The 15,177-nt window shown below is 71.5% G+C and carries 15 protein-coding genes; 10 read left to right on the forward strand and 5 right to left on the reverse strand.

Annotated features, from left to right (window positions below; all coding sequences use genetic code 11):
* The first annotated feature begins 13 nt into the window (after positions 1-13).
* On the forward strand, positions 14-799 hold the full coding sequence (locus tag ACIQTP_RS19910; protein WP_403401391.1) for an SDR family oxidoreductase: 786 nt from the start codon (positions 14-16) through the stop codon (positions 797-799).
* 276 nt (positions 800-1,075) lie between these two features.
* On the opposite strand, the gene ACIQTP_RS19915 is transcribed toward ACIQTP_RS19910, so the two are convergent.
* Positions 1,076-2,359: a D-alanyl-D-alanine carboxypeptidase family protein gene (locus ACIQTP_RS19915; protein ID WP_403401392.1), complete on the reverse strand. Its 1,284-nt coding sequence runs from the start codon at positions 2,357-2,359 to the stop codon at positions 1,076-1,078.
* A gap of 363 nt (positions 2,360-2,722) precedes the next feature.
* Here ACIQTP_RS19915 and ACIQTP_RS19920 point away from each other — a divergent pair, with 363 nt between their 5' ends.
* Positions 2,723-4,198 carry an ABC transporter permease gene (locus ACIQTP_RS19920; protein ID WP_403401394.1) on the forward strand — a complete coding sequence of 492 codons (1,476 nt, stop codon included), beginning with the start codon at positions 2,723-2,725 and terminating at the stop codon, positions 4,196-4,198.
* A 143-nt stretch (positions 4,199-4,341) separates the two neighbouring features.
* The gene (locus ACIQTP_RS19925) at positions 4,342-5,058 is read left to right on the forward strand and encodes an ABC transporter ATP-binding protein (protein WP_403401396.1); all 717 of its coding nucleotides are present in this window, start codon (positions 4,342-4,344) and stop codon (positions 5,056-5,058) included.
* A 29-nt stretch (positions 5,059-5,087) separates the two neighbouring features.
* On the opposite strand, the gene ACIQTP_RS19930 is transcribed toward ACIQTP_RS19925, so the two are convergent.
* Together ACIQTP_RS19930 and ACIQTP_RS19935 are read right to left on the reverse strand one after the other, a co-directional pair.
* A complete protein-coding gene (locus tag ACIQTP_RS19930; RefSeq protein WP_403401398.1) occupies positions 5,088-6,080 on the reverse strand; it encodes an aldo/keto reductase in 993 nt (330 codons plus the stop codon).
* Positions 6,081-6,137: 57 nt separating this feature from the next.
* Entirely contained in the window at positions 6,138-6,464 is a 327-nt protein-coding gene (locus ACIQTP_RS19935; protein ID WP_402037017.1) for a nuclear transport factor 2 family protein, read from the reverse strand.
* 142 nt (positions 6,465-6,606) lie between these two features.
* Here ACIQTP_RS19935 and ACIQTP_RS19940 point away from each other — a divergent pair, with 142 nt between their 5' ends.
* From ACIQTP_RS19940 to ACIQTP_RS19955, 4 genes are all read left to right on the forward strand, one after another.
* Positions 6,607-7,152 (forward strand): DoxX family protein, encoded by a 546-nt coding sequence (locus tag ACIQTP_RS19940; protein ID WP_403401400.1) that lies wholly within the window; start codon positions 6,607-6,609, stop codon positions 7,150-7,152.
* A gap of 71 nt (positions 7,153-7,223) precedes the next feature.
* The gene (locus tag ACIQTP_RS19945; protein WP_403401402.1) at positions 7,224-7,556 is read left to right on the forward strand and encodes a MazG-like family protein; all 333 of its coding nucleotides are present in this window, start codon (positions 7,224-7,226) and stop codon (positions 7,554-7,556) included.
* Between the two features lie 175 nt (positions 7,557-7,731).
* The gene (locus ACIQTP_RS19950) at positions 7,732-9,054 is read left to right on the forward strand and encodes a hypothetical protein (RefSeq protein WP_403401590.1); all 1,323 of its coding nucleotides are present in this window, start codon (positions 7,732-7,734) and stop codon (positions 9,052-9,054) included.
* A 149-nt stretch (positions 9,055-9,203) separates the two neighbouring features.
* A complete protein-coding gene (locus ACIQTP_RS19955; protein ID WP_403401404.1) occupies positions 9,204-9,869 on the forward strand; it encodes a histidine phosphatase family protein in 666 nt (221 codons plus the stop codon).
* A 27-nt stretch (positions 9,870-9,896) separates the two neighbouring features.
* On the opposite strand, the gene ACIQTP_RS19960 is transcribed toward ACIQTP_RS19955, so the two are convergent.
* Positions 9,897-10,919, reverse strand: a complete 1,023-nt coding sequence (locus tag ACIQTP_RS19960; RefSeq protein ID WP_402037008.1) for a LacI family DNA-binding transcriptional regulator — start codon at positions 10,917-10,919, stop codon at positions 9,897-9,899.
* A 133-nt stretch (positions 10,920-11,052) separates the two neighbouring features.
* Here ACIQTP_RS19960 and ACIQTP_RS19965 point away from each other — a divergent pair, with 133 nt between their 5' ends.
* The 3 genes from ACIQTP_RS19965 (at position 11,053) to ACIQTP_RS19975 (ending at position 14,141) form a co-directional block, all read left to right on the forward strand.
* A complete protein-coding gene (locus ACIQTP_RS19965; protein ID WP_403401406.1) occupies positions 11,053-12,192 on the forward strand; it encodes a phytanoyl-CoA dioxygenase family protein in 1,140 nt (379 codons plus the stop codon).
* A gap of 88 nt (positions 12,193-12,280) precedes the next feature.
* Positions 12,281-13,045: an SDR family oxidoreductase gene (locus ACIQTP_RS19970; RefSeq protein WP_403401408.1), complete on the forward strand. Its 765-nt coding sequence runs from the start codon at positions 12,281-12,283 to the stop codon at positions 13,043-13,045.
* A 91-nt stretch (positions 13,046-13,136) separates the two neighbouring features.
* The gene (locus ACIQTP_RS19975) at positions 13,137-14,141 is read left to right on the forward strand and encodes a Gfo/Idh/MocA family oxidoreductase (RefSeq protein ID WP_403401410.1); all 1,005 of its coding nucleotides are present in this window, start codon (positions 13,137-13,139) and stop codon (positions 14,139-14,141) included.
* Positions 14,142-14,216: 75 nt separating this feature from the next.
* Here ACIQTP_RS19975 and ACIQTP_RS19980 read toward each other — a convergent pair whose 3' ends face one another.
* A complete protein-coding gene (locus ACIQTP_RS19980; protein WP_403401412.1) occupies positions 14,217-15,119 on the reverse strand; it encodes an NAD(P)H-binding protein in 903 nt (300 codons plus the stop codon).
* Positions 15,120-15,177 lie beyond the last annotated feature (58 nt).

Here is a 15,177-nt window from a genome sequence, read left to right on the forward strand (position 1 = left end):
ACGCTGCGGGCCCATGAACGCCCTCAACGACTCGAACGCCATGCCTGCCTCGCAGGCGAAGATCGCCGTGGTGACCGGAGCGGGCTCCGGCATCGGCCGCGCGGTGGCCGTCGAACTGCTGCGCACCGGCTGGTCGGTGGCGCTCGCCGGACGCAAGCCGCAGACGCTGGAGGGGACGGCGGCCCTCGTCCCCGAGGCGCCCTCCCTCGTCGTACGCACCGACGTCTCGCGTCCCGACGACGTGGCGGCCCTGTTCGACGCGACGCGCGAGCGCTTCGGGCGGCTGGACCTGCTCTTCAACAACGCGGGAACGTTCGGGCCCGGCGGCGTCCCGGTCGAGGAACTGCCGTACGAGGCATGGCTGCACGTCGTGAACACGAACCTCAACGGCGCGTTCCTGTGCGCGCAGGCGGCGTACCGGCAGATGAAGGAGCAGGATCCGCAGGGCGGCCGGATCATCAACAACGGCTCGATCTCGGCGCACACGCCCCGCCCGCTGTCGGTGGCGTACACGGCGACCAAGCACGCGCTGACGGGGCTGACCAAGTCGCTGTCCCTGGACGGGCGTCCGTACCGGATCGCCTGCGGTCAGATCGACATCGGAAACGCGGCGAGCGACATGACCGAGCGCATGCGGACCGGAGTGCTGCAGGCGAACGGGGAAACCGTGGCCGAGCCGGTGATGGACGTGGCGGACGTGGCACGCACGGTGCGGCACATGGCGGAGCTGCCGTTGGAGGCGAATGTGCAGTTCGCGACGGTACTGGCCACCGCGATGCCGTACGTCGGACGCGGCTGACGGGACCGCGGACGGCTTGTCAACGGCTCAACCTACACAAACGGAAGCTGAATCTCCGTACCGTTCGGGCCGGTGGCGGGCTTATGCTCGTGGCTTCTCCACCAGAACTTCACACTTGGAGTGGAGAACTTCGGTACGACCACGGTCCACACCGAGGGGGGTGGTGGCAGCCGTTCCGTGGCCCGGGTGGGGGCGGACCTCGCGCGGGACCGCGAGGTGAGCTCCGGGCCTCGGAACGGCTGCCCCAATAACGACCGGCCCCAGCGGCCGCCACGGTCAGCCCTGGCGCCGGCCCCGCTGGTCCTGACCGTCCTGACGGTCCTGACGGTCCTGACGGTCCTGACGGTCCTGACGGTCCTGACGGTCCTGACGGTCCTGACGGTCCTGATGTTCTTCCGGAGCCTCGTCCCCCACCACACGACGCCGCCTGCGCCACGCGTACGCCCCGCCCGCGAGCAGCGCGACCGCTCCCCCGGCCCCGCCGACCAGCCCCCACGACGACGAGTCGCCGCCCCCCGCCGCGGGCGCTCCGGCCGCCGCCTTCGCCGCCCTCCGGGTGGGCGCCGCGGAGGCACCGCCCTCGCTGAGCGGATCGACGAGGGTGCCGACGGACTGGACCTTCGCGCCCTCCTTGAACCCCCAGTCGAGCAGCGCGGCCGTCTCCTCGTAGACACCGCTGCCGCCGCTCTTGGGGTGCATCACGGTGACGAGAAGGGTCCGCCCGCCGCGGGTCGCGGCGCCGGTGAAGGTGTTGCCGGCGTTGCTGGTGTAGCCGTTCTTCACGCCGATGAGTCCGTCGTACGTCGGCACACCCCACGCGCCCGTCAGCAGGCGGTCGGTGTTCTGGATCTGGAAGGTCTTCTTGCCGCCCGCCGGGAAGTTCGCGGTCTTCGTGTGGCAGTAGGCACGGAAGTCGGCGTCGGCGAGGCCGTGGCGGGCGAAGAGCGTCAGGTCGTACGCGGACGACACCTGTCCCTTGTGGTCGAAGCCGTCGGGGCTGACCACGTGGGTGTCCAGGGCCTGCAGGTCCTGGGCCTTGGCCTGCATCTGGGCGACCGTCCTGGCGAGGCCGCCGTTCATGTGGCTGAGGACGTGCACCGCGTCGTTGCCGGAGCGCAGGAAGACGCCGAGCCACAACTGCTCGACGGTGTAGGTGATGCCGGGCTTGACGCCGACCATGCTGGAGCCCGAGGGGATGTCGGCGAGGTCGGCGTCGGTCACCCTGTGGCGCTCGGTCCGCTCGAAGTTCTTCAGCACGGTGTCCGCGAAGAGCATCTTCAGCGTGGAGGCGGGCGCCAGATGCGTGTGCGCGTGGTACGAGGCGAGCACCTCGCCGCTCTCGTGGTCGGCGACGAGCCAGGAGCGGGCGGTGAGCCGCTTGGGCAGCCCCGCGGCATCGCGCACCTGGACGCCGGCGCGGACGAGCCGCTCACCGCCGATCACGGGCGTGGCGGCCGACGCCGGGGAGGCCGCGGCCAGCGGGACGGCCACGGCGAGGCCGAGAGCGGCACGGCGGGACAACGGGGCGGCACGCGGGGGGACGGGAGAGGAATCGCGCATCCCGGGACCGTACAAAAGTAGTTCGTGGGTCCGTACGCCGGGGTCTCGAAGGCGCCGTACGGCGGGGTCTCGAAGAGTCGCCGCACGGCGGGGTCTCAAAGAAAGGGCACGGCGCACCCAAAGGCAGGGCCAAGGAGCGCCCCTGCCCGTACGTGCGGCCGACTCCTGCCCTCAGCACCCCATCCAACAGGGGTTTCCTGGCAATAACCCCTCCGGACCTTAGGAATCAGCTGTCTTACGGAATATTGATTCCGGACCCTACTTTCTCAGCTCTCACACATCTCTTACTCAGCCCCGCTCAAAGGTTTCTCCATAGCTTGTGGCCGCGCCCACAGCGGGCGCCAAGAACCTTTGGGGAACGGGATGTTTGGCATCTATCTCAAGCGTGAGCTGAGCCGGCGCAAGAAGGCGGCCCTGGTGATCGCCATGGGTCTGGCGCTCGGAATCGCGCTGGTCATCACCGTCAACTCGGTGTCGGCCGGCATGCAGCAGGCGCAGGACAAGGTCCTGAAGTCGCTGTACGGGCTCGGTACCGACATGACGGTGACGAAGGCCCAGGCGGCGCCTTCGGGCAACTCCTCCGGCAGACCGAAGTTCGACTTCAACGCCAAGTCGAGCAGCTCCACCAAGCAGAGCTCGGACCGCGTGATGACGCAGGGCGGCCAGTCCCTGGCCTCCTCCCTGGTCACCAAGGTCTCCGCGCAGAAGGGCGTGGCGAGCGCGGTGGGCGCGCTGAGCCTGAACGTCACCAAGGTCGACGGCTCCTTCACCCAGGGCACCGCGAAGTCCTCCACGTCCTCCGGGTCGGGCGGCTCCTCCCAGCAGGGCGGCCCCGGTGGCGGCCAGGGCGGCGGCAGCACGGGAGCGCCCCAGGTGCAGGGCGGCGGCGCCTCCTTCGACGTGAACTCGTACTCCGTCGCGGGCGTCGACGTCACCGACCAGGACCTCGGCCCGCTCGCCACCTCGAAGATCACCTCGGGCAAGACCTTCACGGCGGCGCAGACCAACGCGAAGGTCGCGGTGGTCAGCAAGTCGTACGCCAAGGAGAACAAGTACACGGTCGGCAAGACCTTCAAGATCTCCGGCACCAAGTACACGGTCATCGGGATCGCGACGCCGGACAGCAGTGAGTCGACGACCGACGTCTACCTGCCGCTGAAGCAGGCGCAGACGCTGGGCGACGCGAAGAACAAGGTCACCACGATCTACGTCAAGGCGACCGACTCCAAGCAGATCACCACGGTCAAGGCGACCATCCAGAAGAACATCTCGGGTACGACGGTCACCACCTCCGCCGACCTCGCCTCCACCGTCTCCGGCTCCCTGTCGACCGCCTCGAACCTGGCGACCAGCGTCGGCAAGTGGCTGTCCATCGCGGTGCTCGTCGCCGCGTTCCTGGTGGCGGCGCTGCTGACCTCCTCCGCCGTGTCCCGCCGGGTGCGTGAGTTCGGCACCCTCAAGGCGCTCGGCTGGCCCTCCCGCAAGGTCACCCGGCAGGTCGTCGGCGAGTCCATCGTGAACGGCCTGATCGGCGGCGCGCTCGGCATCGCCATCGGCCTCGGCGCGGCGTACGCGGTGACGGCGATCAGCCCGAAGCTGACCGCGGAGCTCGGCAACACCGGTGGCGGTGGCGGCATGGGCGGCGGCCCCGGCGGTGGCGGTCCCGGCCGGCAGGCGGTCAAGAACACCATGGAGATCGCGCTCTCCGCGCCGGTCTCGGTGACCACCATCGCGCTCGCCGCGGGCCTGGCCATCGCGGGCGGTCTGATCGCCGGTGCGATGGGCGGCTGGCGCGCCTCGCGGATGCGCCCGGCGGACGCGCTGCGCAGCGTCTCCTAGCCCCTTCGGGCGATCCCCTTGTCCCTTCGGGCGATCCCGTTGTCCTTTCGGGCGATCCCCTCGTTCCTTCGGGCGATCCCTTCGCGCCCCACCCCTTCCTCTCCTCTTCCACTTCTACGCCTTCTTCATCTTCGGAGAACCTCATGTACAAGCTCACCGGCGTCACCAAGCGCTACACGCGGGGCAAGGAGACGGTGGAGGCGCTGCGTGGCATCGACCTCACCATCGAGGACGGCGACCAGCTCGTCATCCAGGGCCCCACGGGCGGCGGCAAGTCCACCCTGCTCCAGATGATCGGCGGCCTGGACCGTCCCTCCGCCGGCAGCGTCGAGCTGGACGGCGTCGACCTCGCCTCCATCAGCGAGGCCAAGCTGACCCGGCTGCGTGCCGAGAAGATCGGCATCATCTTCCAGTCGTTCAACCTCATCCCGACGCTGACCGCGCAGGAGAACGTCGAGACCGCGCTCGTACCGCTCGGGGTGAAGCCCGCGGAGCGGCGCGAGCGGGCCGCCGAGGCGCTGCGTTCGGTCGGTCTCGGCGAGCGGCTGACGCACGCGCCGTCCGAGCTGTCGGGCGGTCAGCAGCAGCGTGTCGCCATCGCCCGCGCGCTGGTCAAGAAGCCGAAGGTACTCCTCGCGGACGAGCCGACCGGCAACCTCGACGAGGGCACCCGCGACGACATCATGGGGCTGCTGGAAGGGCTGTGGCACGAGTACGGCCTGACCTTCATCATGGTCACCCACGACTCGTCGATCGCCCGCCGGGCGCCGCGCCTGGCGACCATCAAGGCCGGGCAGATCACGCTGACCGAGCAGGGGGGCCGGCGCCCCCTGTCCCAGCAGCAGTACGTCCAGCGGTAGGCGCGTCCGGGGCCGTGTCCCGGGGCCGCTCACCGTCCCAGCACGCGGTCGGTCTCGGCCAGCTGCGCGGCGGTGAGCGGCCCTCGCGCGATCGCGCCGGCGTTCTCCTCGGCCTGGGCGACCGAGCGGAAGCCGGGGATCGGGACGGTACGCGGGCTGCGCGCCCACAGCCAGGCCAGGGCGCCCTGCGCGAGGGTACGGCCGCCGCTGGTGAGGATGTCCCTGAGGGCGTCGACCCGGGCCAGCCAGTCCGGGTCGGCGCCGCTGCCGCGCCGGAAGCCGGGCAGCCAGACGGGCGGCGCGCTGCGGATGTCTCCGGTCTCCAGTGCCCGCCCGGCGCGCTGCGCGCCGGTGAGCAGCCCCATGGCGAGCGGGCTGCGGTTGATACTCGCGAGGTTCGACTCCTCGCAGAGCGCGAGGAGTTCCGGCGCGTCCTGAAGGACGTTCAGACGGTGCTGTACGGCCGCGCAGTGCGGGCCCCGCGCGAACACGGCGGCCCGCGCCGGGTCGTCGGTGCTCCAGGCGTACGAGCGGATCAGTCCCTCCCGTACCAACTCCTCGCAGACGTCGCGGAGTTGAGCGGCGCGCTCCGGGTCGGCGTCAGAGAGGTGCAGCTGGTAGAGGTCGACGTGGTCGGTGTCGAGGCGCCGCAGTGAGGCGGTCAGGGCGCGCCGGACGTACGCCGGGGAGTCGTCGGATCCGGTGCACAGCCGGCGCTCCTCGTCGATGACGTTGCCCCACTTGGTGGCGACGACCACGTCCGCGCGCCGCTTGCCCAGCGCCCGCGCGAGGACGCGTTCGCTGTGCCCCGTCCCGTACGCGTCCGCCGTGTCGAAGAACGTCACGCCGAGGTCGAGGGCCCGCCGGATGGCCCGTACGGACTCCTCGTCGTCGACCTTTCCCCAGCCGAGCGGCTGCCCGTCGGGCGTCGCCCACTCGCCTCCGATGGCCCAGCAGCCGAAGCCGAGGGCGCTCACCTCGATACCGGTCCGTCCCAGCGTCCTGTTCCCGATGCTCTCCATGCCTGCGCACGCTAGGAGTTGGAGCGCAAGCGAAGGCAAGCCCCCTGGACGGTTCGGCTACGCCTGGCCGGTCTCGAAGCGGGTGATCCTGCCGCCGTCGTCGACGGTGAAGCTCCACCTCGTCTTCATCTCGCCCCAGGTGTCGTTGTTGTAGCGGGCGAGGAGGGCACGGCCGCCGTTGGACTCGTTGTCGACCTCCATGTGGCCGCGGGAGGAGAAGATCTCCCGATCGGTCCAGTCGGCGAGGTCGCGGTCGGCACCGTCGTCGGACATGGTCGCGCCGGGTGCGAGGACGGCCTGGAAGGCGTCACGGTCATGGGCGTTCACAGCGGTGACGAAGGCCCGGACGGCCGGGTCGCTGAGTTTCGCTACCTGAATCGTCATGGGAGTCACCCTCACACCGGTCCCAGATGGCCGCCACCCGAACGACACCCCGAACACGTCGGTCACGCGTCATCGGTGCGACGGTGGAGACACGGGAGGGACCGTTGCCCGTCGCCGCCGTCTGTCTGCTCTGGGAGCCACCGTGACCTGTTACGACCGAAGAGATCTGGGACTGCTGTTGCTCCGTCTGGGCACGGGCGGGGTACTGGCCGCGCACGGGGCGCAGAAGCTGTTCGGCTGGTTCGGCGGGGGCGGCCTCGAGGGGACCGGGACCGCCATGGAGGCCATGGGCTACACGCCCGGCAAGGCGAGCGCGGCGGCGGCGGGGCTGGCCGAGGCCGGCGGGGGCACCCTGCTGGCACTGGGCCTCGCGACCCCCGCGGCGGGCGCGGCGGCGGCCGGGGCGATGGTCGGCGCGGCCGCGGTGCATCTGCCCAACGGGTTCTTCGCGATGGACGGCGGCTACGAGTACGCGGCGTCGCTGGCCCTGACGGCGGCGGGCCTCGCGGTGGCGGGACCCGGCCGCCTCTCGGTGGACCACGCGCTCGGCCACACCGTGAACCGCTCCTGGATGGTCCCCGTCGCGCTCGGCGTGACGGCGGCGGCCACGCTGGCCGTGGTGGGCGCCCGGAACAAGAGGGTGCGCGAGGCGGCCGAGGGCAAGCAGGAGGCGCTGTTCGAAGAGTAGGCAGAAGAGTAGGCGCACGAGCGGGGGCAGGCGTGGGCCGGGACACACGGCCGGTGCGGGAAGCTTGCCCCATGACTGATGACGACGTCTGGGAATCCATCGCCCGCCTGCACGCCTGGCTGGACGCCCACCGCACGCACGGCGGCCAGGAGGGCCTGCTGCTGCGCATCCTGAAACTGTCGGAGGAGGTCGGCGAGGTCGCCGAGGCGGTGATCGGCGCGACCGGCCAGAACCCGCGCAAGGGCGTCGGCCACACCTGGGACGACGTGCGGTCCGAGCTCTGCGACGTCGTCATCACGGCCCTGGTCGCCCTGCGCACGCTGACGCCGGACGCGCGCGAGGTCTTCATGGCCCATCTGGCGGGCGTCACGGAGCGGTCGCTCGGGGCGGATCCAACTCGGTGAGCCGCGCCCGCACTTGTTCACCCCGTGGACGTGTGCGGGCCGTCGGCAGTTGGTGGGGACGGCCGAGCCTTCTCGTCGACATCACGCCGACGAAAGGGTCCCCGTGCAGGACTACGTTCTCCCCCGTGGCCGCAGGACGCTCGCCGCCGCCAGTGGGGTGCTCGCGCTCGCCGTCATGGGGCTGGGAAGCCAGGCCCAGGCGGCGAGTTACGGGACTCCGACGCTGTCGCTGTCGGCGGCCTACCTGTCCGGCGCGGTGGGGGCGAGCGGGGATCCGGTCGTGAAGGTGACGGTCGCACAGAGCGGCGCGGACGCCGGGGCGCTCACCGTCACGGTGACCAAGAGCAGCAAGGCCTCCGTGGCGACCACCGCCGACGTCACGGTCACCGGCACCGGCGCCACCCGCCAGGTCGCGGTCGCCGCGCGCGGCCGGGGCTACACCGATCTGACCGTGAAGGTCACCGGCGTGGACGGCGGGACCGCCACCAAGACCCTGCACTACGCCGCGTCGGCCGCCGTCCAACAGGCCGCGGACAGCAGGTACTTCACGGGCTCCAGCGACGCCTCCGCCGCCGTGGACGTCGGGGACGGCTATGCGGTGGTGGCGGACGACGAGTCCAACACCCTGCGCCTGTACGACCGTTCGGTCTCGGGCGCGCCCGTGAAGACCTGGGACTTCGGCTCGGACATCGGGGTCTCGAAGGAGATCGACATCGAGGGCGCCACGCGCGTGGGCGACACGATCTACTGGACGGGCTCGCTGGGCAACAACAAGGACGGCGAGTACAAGTCCGCCCGCAACACCGTCTTCACCACCAAGGTCAGCGGTTCGGGCGCGGCGACCGTGCTGTCGTACGGAGGCTCGTACGGGAAGCTCCGCGACGACCTCGTCGCCTGGGACGAGGCCCACGGCGACCGCTACGGCTTCGCGGCGGGCACCGCCAACGGCCAGGTTCCCAAGCAGATCGACGGGTTCAACGTGGAGGGGCTGGAGTTCGCGCCGGGGTCGACGACGACCGCGTACCTCGGCTTCCGCGCGCCGCTCGCCCCGGCGGTCGCCGGCGGCAAGGCGCTCCTCGTGCCCGTCACGAACATCGACAAGGTGGTCGCCGGCGGCGCCACGGCCGTCTTCGGGACGCCGATCGAGCTGGACCTCGGCGGCCTCTCCGTGCGCGACCTGCGCAAGAACGCCGCGAACCAGTACCTGATCGTCGCGGGCTCCTGGGCCGCGGACGACAACTCCGACCCGTACGCCCTCTACTCCTGGGACGGCGACCCGGCGCACGCCCCGGTCAAGCGGCTCGACCTGCCCACCTCGGACCCGGGCGGCTGGGAGTCGGTCGTCGACGTCCCGGACCTCACCGTTCCCGGCGCCCGCGCCCAGCTGATCACCGACGACGGCTCCGCCGACCTGTACGGCGACGGTACGCAGGCCAAGGACCTCACCCACGCCGAGTGGAAGAAGTCCCGGTCGACCTGGTTCACGGTCGGCGGCTGAAGCGCGGGGCGACCGCCCGGGGCGCGGGGCGGTTCTGCTCCGTAGGACGGACCCGACCACCCGGGTCGCAGGGCCGCACTGCCCCGCAGGGCGGACCCGACCGCCCGGGCCGCCGCGTCCGTCGTAGCGCCGTCTGAGAAGGTGACCGTATGCGCCTGATCCTCATCCGCCACGGCCAGACCCCGTCCAACGTGGCGTTCCTCCTGGACACCGCCGTCCCCGGACCGGGTCTGACCGCCCTCGGCGAGAAGCAGGCCGCCGCGCTGCCCCAGACGCTCGCGGACGTGGACATCGACCTGCTGTACGTCTCCACACTGACCCGTACCCAGCTGACGGCCGCCCCGCTGGCGGCCGCCCGCGGCCTCGAGGTGGTCGTACGGGACGGCATCCGTGAGCTGGAGGCCGGGGACCTGGAGATGATGCGCGGCGACACCGAGGCGGCCAGGGCGTACTTCACGACGGCGTTCGCCTGGGTGGCCGGGGACACCGGGCTGCGGATGCCGGGCGGCGAGAACGGCACCGAGGCGCTGGGCCGGTTCGACGCGGTGGTCGCGGAGGCCGCGGCGACCGGCGCGGGCAGCGTCGCCATGGTCAGCCACGGCGCGGCGATCCGGGTGTGGACGGCGGCCCGGGCGCACAACGTCGACATGTCCTTCGCGGCCGACCACCGGCTGGACAACACCGACATCGTGATCCTGGAGGGTTCCCCCGAAGCCGGCTGGACGGCGCTGACCTGGGCGGGCACGGACATCGGCGGCGCGGCGCACGCGCGGGAGAGCGGCCCCGCGGGACAGCCGCTGGGCCCGACCGCGTAGACGTCTCCCCTCGCGGGTGCGGGATTCTCACGCCGGCGGCATGTTGTACGGCGTCACCACCTGGATCGCCGACGGCAGGAACGGGCCCTCGTCCGGCAGCGCCTGCTGGGCCCGCATGATGGTCTGGCAGGCGCGCCGCATGTCCTGGCGCAGGTCGTGGTGGAGCACCGCGGACAGCTTCCCCTCCGCCAGCAGCCGGGTGTTGTCGTGGTCCAGGTCGTGCGCGACGAAGGCCAGCACCCCCCGGCCGAGCGCCGCGAAGGCGTCGATGGTCGCGGTGTTGCCGCCGCCGATGGAGTAGACGGCGTTGATCTCCGGATCCCGCTCCAGAGCCGCCAGGACCAGAGCCCGCTGGGTGGAGTCCAGGCCGTCGCTGTCGGTGATCTCGACCAGTCGGCGCGCAGGCCCGCCGCCGCGCATCTCGCTGCGGAACCCCATCTCGCGCTCCTCCTCGTTGCGGAAGGACCCCCGGCTGATGGTGACGAGCACATGGCCCGGACGGTCGGCGAGCCACTGGCGTATGAGGTAGGCGGCGGTGGCTCCGGCGGCCCGGTTGTCGATGCCGACGTACGCCAGCCGCGGGCTGCTGGGCAGATCCGTCACCAGCGTGACCACCGGGATGCCGGCCGCCACCAGCCGGCCGACCGCGGCGGTGACCTCGGGAACCTCCGGGGCCTTGAGGATCACTCCCTGCGAACCGCGCGCGGCGATCCTGTCGAGGTCCTTCACCAGCTCCGCCGCGGGGTCCGTCTCGCGGAAGTGGAACCGTGAGCGCACGATCGCCGGGTGCAGGGACGGCAGTTCGGCCTCCAGGGCGTCGCGCACCGCCGAGGAGAACCGCTCCGGGGTCTGCATCACGATGTCGATCATGAAGGTGCGGCCGCCGATGCGGACCTGGGTGCGCTGCCGGTCCAGGTCCTTGATGGCCTGCTGCACCTCCCGCGCCGTGCTCTCGCGCACGCCGCCGCGATGGTTGAGGACCCGGTCGACCGTCGCCTCGCTCAGGCCGGCCTGCCGGGCGATCTCGCGGATCGTATACGGATGTCCCATGGGTTCCCTTCGCTGTGTCCCGCGATCGCGGAGATCGATGAGGGGTTTTTGATGGTTCTCTGCGGATTGATTGACGGCCCCGGCGTCATGAGACTGGCAGAAATGTCACCGCGCCGGAAGGAGGGGGTCACGAATGTGGTTCACCGGGGACGACTGCCGTCTCGACACATTCCGCCCATTGGTCCAGCAGCGGACGGAGGCGCGTGACTACCCGACCGCCGAGAAGGTCGTACAGAACGTCCTCGTGTACGACAGCGAGCGGCTGCGCGCCTCGGACGACGGCCGGTCGGTGCGGGCGGAACTGGTGCGGGCGCTGCTGGAGGGGCCGGGCGTGGTCGTGCTGCGGCGGGCCTTCACGGACCTGGACGTCGTCGACCGGGCCACCGCCGTCTTCGACGCGCTGATCGAGGAGGAGCGGGCGACGGGCGCGGCCCGCGGGGACCACTTCGCCGCGCCGGGCGCCAACGACCGGGTGTGGAACGCGCTGGACAAGGCGGCTCTGCGCGCCCCCGAGGTCTTCGCCGACTACTACGCCAACGACATGCTGGCGCTCGCCGCCGAGGCCTGGCTCGGCCCCGCCTACCAGGTCACCTCGCAGATCAACGTGGTCAACCCGGGCGGCGCGGCCCAGAGCCCGCACCGGGACTACCACCTCGGCTTCCTCACCGACGACCGGGCGGCCCGCTACCCGGCGCACGTCCACCGTCTCTCCCCCGTACTCACCCTCCAGGGCGCGGTGGCGCACTGCGACATGCCCGTGGAGTCCGGCCCGACGCTGTACCTGCCGCACTCACAGAAGTACGAGCCGGGCTATCTGGCCTGGCGGCGGCCGGAGTTCACCGCCTACTTCGACGAGCACCACGTCCAGCTCCCGCTGGAGAAGGGAGACGCGGTCTTCTTCAACCCGGCGCTCTTCCACGCGGCGGGCCACAACCGCTCGGCGGACATCCGGCGGATGGCGAACCTGCTCCAGATCTCCTCCGCCTTCGGCCGCGCGATGGAGAGCGTCGACCGGGAGGGGATGGCGAACGCGCTGTTCCCGGTGCTGCTGCGCCGCAGGCAGGAGGGCGCGGACGAGGGATGGCTGCGGCGGGTGGTGGCGGCCTGCGCCGAGGGCTATCCCTTCCCCACCGACCTCGATCTGGACCCGCCGGTCGACGGACTCGCCCCGCCCTCCCAGGCCGACACGGTGTGGCGGGCCCTGACGGAGGACTGGAGCGCGCAGCGGCTGCGCCAGGAACTGCGGGACGGCGCCAAACGCCGCCGGAGCTGAAGCTCGAGCCTGAAGTCTGAAGCCTGACGTCGCAGCTCTACCTGGACGTGTACTCGTAGCTGGAACGGAATAGGACGGCAGCACACCCATGAACCAACTGCTCGAGGACAAGGTCGTCCTCGTCAACGGCGGCAGCCAGGGCGTCGGCGCGGGCATCGTGCGCGCGGCGCTGCGCGAGGGCGCCACGGTCGCCTTCACCGGGCGTCGCACCGAGCTCGGCGAGAAGTTCGCCGCTCAGACCGGCGCCACGTTCGTACGGGCCGATCTGACCGATCCCGCGCAGGCGCGTGGCAGTGTCGAGCAGGTCGTGGCCGCCCACGGGCGGATCGACTGCCTGGTGAACGCGGCCGGGCTGACGTCGCGCGGCACGCTCCTGGACACCACGCCGGAACTGTTCGACGCGCACATGGCGATCAACCTGCGCGCGCCGTTCTTCGCGATGCAGGCCGCCGTCCAGCACCTGGTGGACCGCGGGGCGCCGGGCACCGTCGTCAACATCATCACGTCCTCCGCGCACGGCGGCCAGTCCTTCCTCGCCCCGTACGTCGCCGCCAAGGCCGGGCTCATGGGCCTCACCCGCAACGCCGCCCACGCGCACCGCTGGGACCGGGTCCGGATCAACGGCCTCAACATCGGCTGGACGGACACCGAGGGCGAGGAGGAGATCCAGCGCACCTTCCACGGCGCGGGCGACGACTGGCGGGAGAAGGCGGCGAAGACCCAGCCGATGGGCAAGCTGGGCCAGGTCGACGAGATCGCCGACTTCGTCGTCTTCCTGCTCTCCGACCGCAGTGGGGTGGTCACGGGCTCGGTCATCGACTGGGACCAGATCGTCTTCGGCGGACTCGACTGACCCCCGGTCCCCCGCCGGACTCCCCCTCCTCCCCCTGACCTCTCGCCCCTCCCTCCGCGGGCACACCCTCACTGGCTTTAGGAGCAATCTCATGCGTATCGGCATCCTGGGACTGGGCCGGATCGGCGCCTTCCACGCGGCGACCCTGGCCGGGCTCGACGCGGTGGACACCCTGGTCGTCAGCGACCCGGTGGCGGCGGCCACCGCGGCGGCGGTGGAGCGGTTCGGGGCGACGGCGGTGGACTCCCCCGAAGCGGTGCTCGCCGCCGGGGTCGACGGCATCGTCATCGCGGCCGCCACCGACGCGCACCCCGCGCTCATCCTCGCCGCGGTCAAGGCGGGCATCCCGGTGTTCTGCGAGAAGCCGGTGGCGCGGACCGTCGAGGAGAGCCTCGACGTGCTGGAAACCGTCCGGGACAGCGGTGTCGAGGTGCAGATCGGCTACAACCGGCGTTTCGACGCGGGCTGTGTGACCGCCCGCAAGGCCGTGGTGAGCGGCGAACTCGGCAAGCTGCACACCGTACGGTCCACCACGCTGGACCCGGCGCCGCCGCCCGCCGCGTACGTCGCGGTCTCCGGGGGCATCTTCCGTGACTGCAGCGTGCACGACTTCGACATCGTGCGCTGGGTCACGGGCCGCGAGGTGGTCGAGGTGTACGCGGCCGGTGGCAACCGGGGTGCCGAGTACATCGCCGAGGCGGGTGACGTCGACACCGCCTCCGCGATCCTCACCCTCGACGACGGCACCATCGCCCTGGTCTCCAACTCCCGCCACAACGCGCGGGGTTACGACGTCCGCCTGGAGCTGCACGGCATGCGCGACAGCATCGCGGTGGGCCTGGAGGACAAGCTGCCGCTGCGTTCCGTCGAGCCGGGCGCCACCTTCCCGGCGGGCCCGCCGCACGACTTCTTCATGGACCGGTTCGCCCCCGCCTACCGTGCCGAACTCACCGCCTTCACGGAGGTCGTCGCGGGCCGCGCCACCTCGGCGTGCACGGTCGCCGACGCCATCGAGGCCGGCTGGATCGCCGAGGCCTGCGCCCTTTCGCTGGCCGAGCACCGCCCCGTACGCCTGGAGGAGGTACGCCAGGCGTGACCGCCGAACGCAGGAGGGCCGGACGGCGCGCCCGCGGACTCGGGGGCGCCGTTCCGGCCCTCGCGCGTTGCGCGGTCAGGCGAGAACGGCCGGCTTGAGGATCTCCTCGCACCACTGGCGGAACGTGGTGGGGGTGGTGGCCTGCGGGGTGCGCGGCTCGGCGTTGTCGAGGCCGCGGTCCTTGGCCGTCATCATGTCCGCCATGCCCTGAGCCACGGCCTCGGACATCCCGCGCTGCCTGAGTGTGTCCCTGAACGACTCGACGGGGACGTACTGGAACCGCACCGGCTTCCCCAGCACCTCGGACATGATCCGCGCCATGTCCTCGAAGGACAGGTCCTCGGGCCCGAGCGCCGGGACCTCGCCCTGCCCGCTCCAGGAGTGGTCGAGCAGCAGCCCGGCGGCCACGGCGGCGATGTCGCGGGTGGCGCAGGTCGGCGCCTTGAGGTTCCCGCCGACCGGCTGGAAGAACAGGCCCTGGTTCTTGATGGACTCGACCTGGCGCAGCATGTTGTCCATGAACGAGGGCATCGTCAGCGCCCGGTAACCCACGCCCGTGCCCGCGATCAGGTCGTCCATCGCCAGGGACGCCGACACCAGCCCGGCGTTGCCGGGCACCCCGCGCCCCAGGGCCGAGATCCCCACGACCCGCCGGACTCCCCGGCTCCTGAAGGCCTCGCACGCGGGCCGGCTGAAGCCCACGTAGGCGTCCTCGACCCGCTCGGCCCCCGGGTTCGGCGGTGCCAGCCAGAAGACGCTGTCCGCACCGGCGAACGCCGCGTCGACGACGTCGGGGTCGCCGTGCGAGCCGGTCACGACCTCGACCCGCTCGCGCACCCGCGGCGAGAGCCTGGCGGGATCGCGCGCGATCACCCGAACCGACTCCCCTCCGTCGAGGACGCCACCGAGGTCGCCGTCGAGGACGTTGTCGAGAACCTGATGGCCGATCTGCCCGGTGGGCGCGGTAATGACAATCATGGAAAGGAACCTCCTGACAACCGGCGAACGGGCTGCCCGAACACCGTGCCCCGTCACT

This window comes from Streptomyces sp. NPDC090798, from assembly GCF_044768965.1.
In the GTDB taxonomy this organism is placed as follows: domain Bacteria; phylum Actinomycetota; class Actinomycetes; order Streptomycetales; family Streptomycetaceae; genus Streptomyces.

What these genes read in the sequence shown, in the direction of transcription:
- ACIQTP_RS19915 (WP_403401392.1), bottom strand. Translation starts at nt 2,359, where the DNA reads ATGCGCGATTCCTCTCCCGTCCCCCCGCGTGCCGCCCCGTTGTCCCGC.
- ACIQTP_RS19980 (WP_403401412.1), bottom strand. Translation starts at nt 15,119, where the DNA reads ATGATTGTCATTACCGCGCCCACCGGGCAGATCGGCCATCAGGTTCTC.
- ACIQTP_RS19970 (WP_403401408.1), top strand. Translation starts at nt 12,281, where the DNA reads ATGAACCAACTGCTCGAGGACAAGGTCGTCCTCGTCAACGGCGGCAGC.
- ACIQTP_RS19965 (WP_403401406.1), top strand. Translation starts at nt 11,053, where the DNA reads ATGTGGTTCACCGGGGACGACTGCCGTCTCGACACATTCCGCCCATTG.
- ACIQTP_RS19930 (WP_403401398.1), bottom strand. Translation starts at nt 6,080, where the DNA reads ATGGAGAGCATCGGGAACAGGACGCTGGGACGGACCGGTATCGAGGTG.
- ACIQTP_RS19925 (WP_403401396.1), top strand. Translation starts at nt 4,342, where the DNA reads ATGTACAAGCTCACCGGCGTCACCAAGCGCTACACGCGGGGCAAGGAG.
- ACIQTP_RS19945 (WP_403401402.1), top strand. Translation starts at nt 7,224, where the DNA reads ATGACTGATGACGACGTCTGGGAATCCATCGCCCGCCTGCACGCCTGG.
- ACIQTP_RS19950 (WP_403401590.1), top strand. Translation starts at nt 7,732, where the DNA reads ATGGGGCTGGGAAGCCAGGCCCAGGCGGCGAGTTACGGGACTCCGACG.
- ACIQTP_RS19910 (WP_403401391.1), top strand. Translation starts at nt 14, where the DNA reads ATGAACGCCCTCAACGACTCGAACGCCATGCCTGCCTCGCAGGCGAAG.
- ACIQTP_RS19920 (WP_403401394.1), top strand. Translation starts at nt 2,723, where the DNA reads ATGTTTGGCATCTATCTCAAGCGTGAGCTGAGCCGGCGCAAGAAGGCG.
- ACIQTP_RS19955 (WP_403401404.1), top strand. Translation starts at nt 9,204, where the DNA reads ATGCGCCTGATCCTCATCCGCCACGGCCAGACCCCGTCCAACGTGGCG.
- ACIQTP_RS19960 (WP_402037008.1), bottom strand. Translation starts at nt 10,919, where the DNA reads ATGGGACATCCGTATACGATCCGCGAGATCGCCCGGCAGGCCGGCCTG.
- ACIQTP_RS19935 (WP_402037017.1), bottom strand. Translation starts at nt 6,464, where the DNA reads ATGACGATTCAGGTAGCGAAACTCAGCGACCCGGCCGTCCGGGCCTTC.
- ACIQTP_RS19975 (WP_403401410.1), top strand. Translation starts at nt 13,137, where the DNA reads ATGCGTATCGGCATCCTGGGACTGGGCCGGATCGGCGCCTTCCACGCG.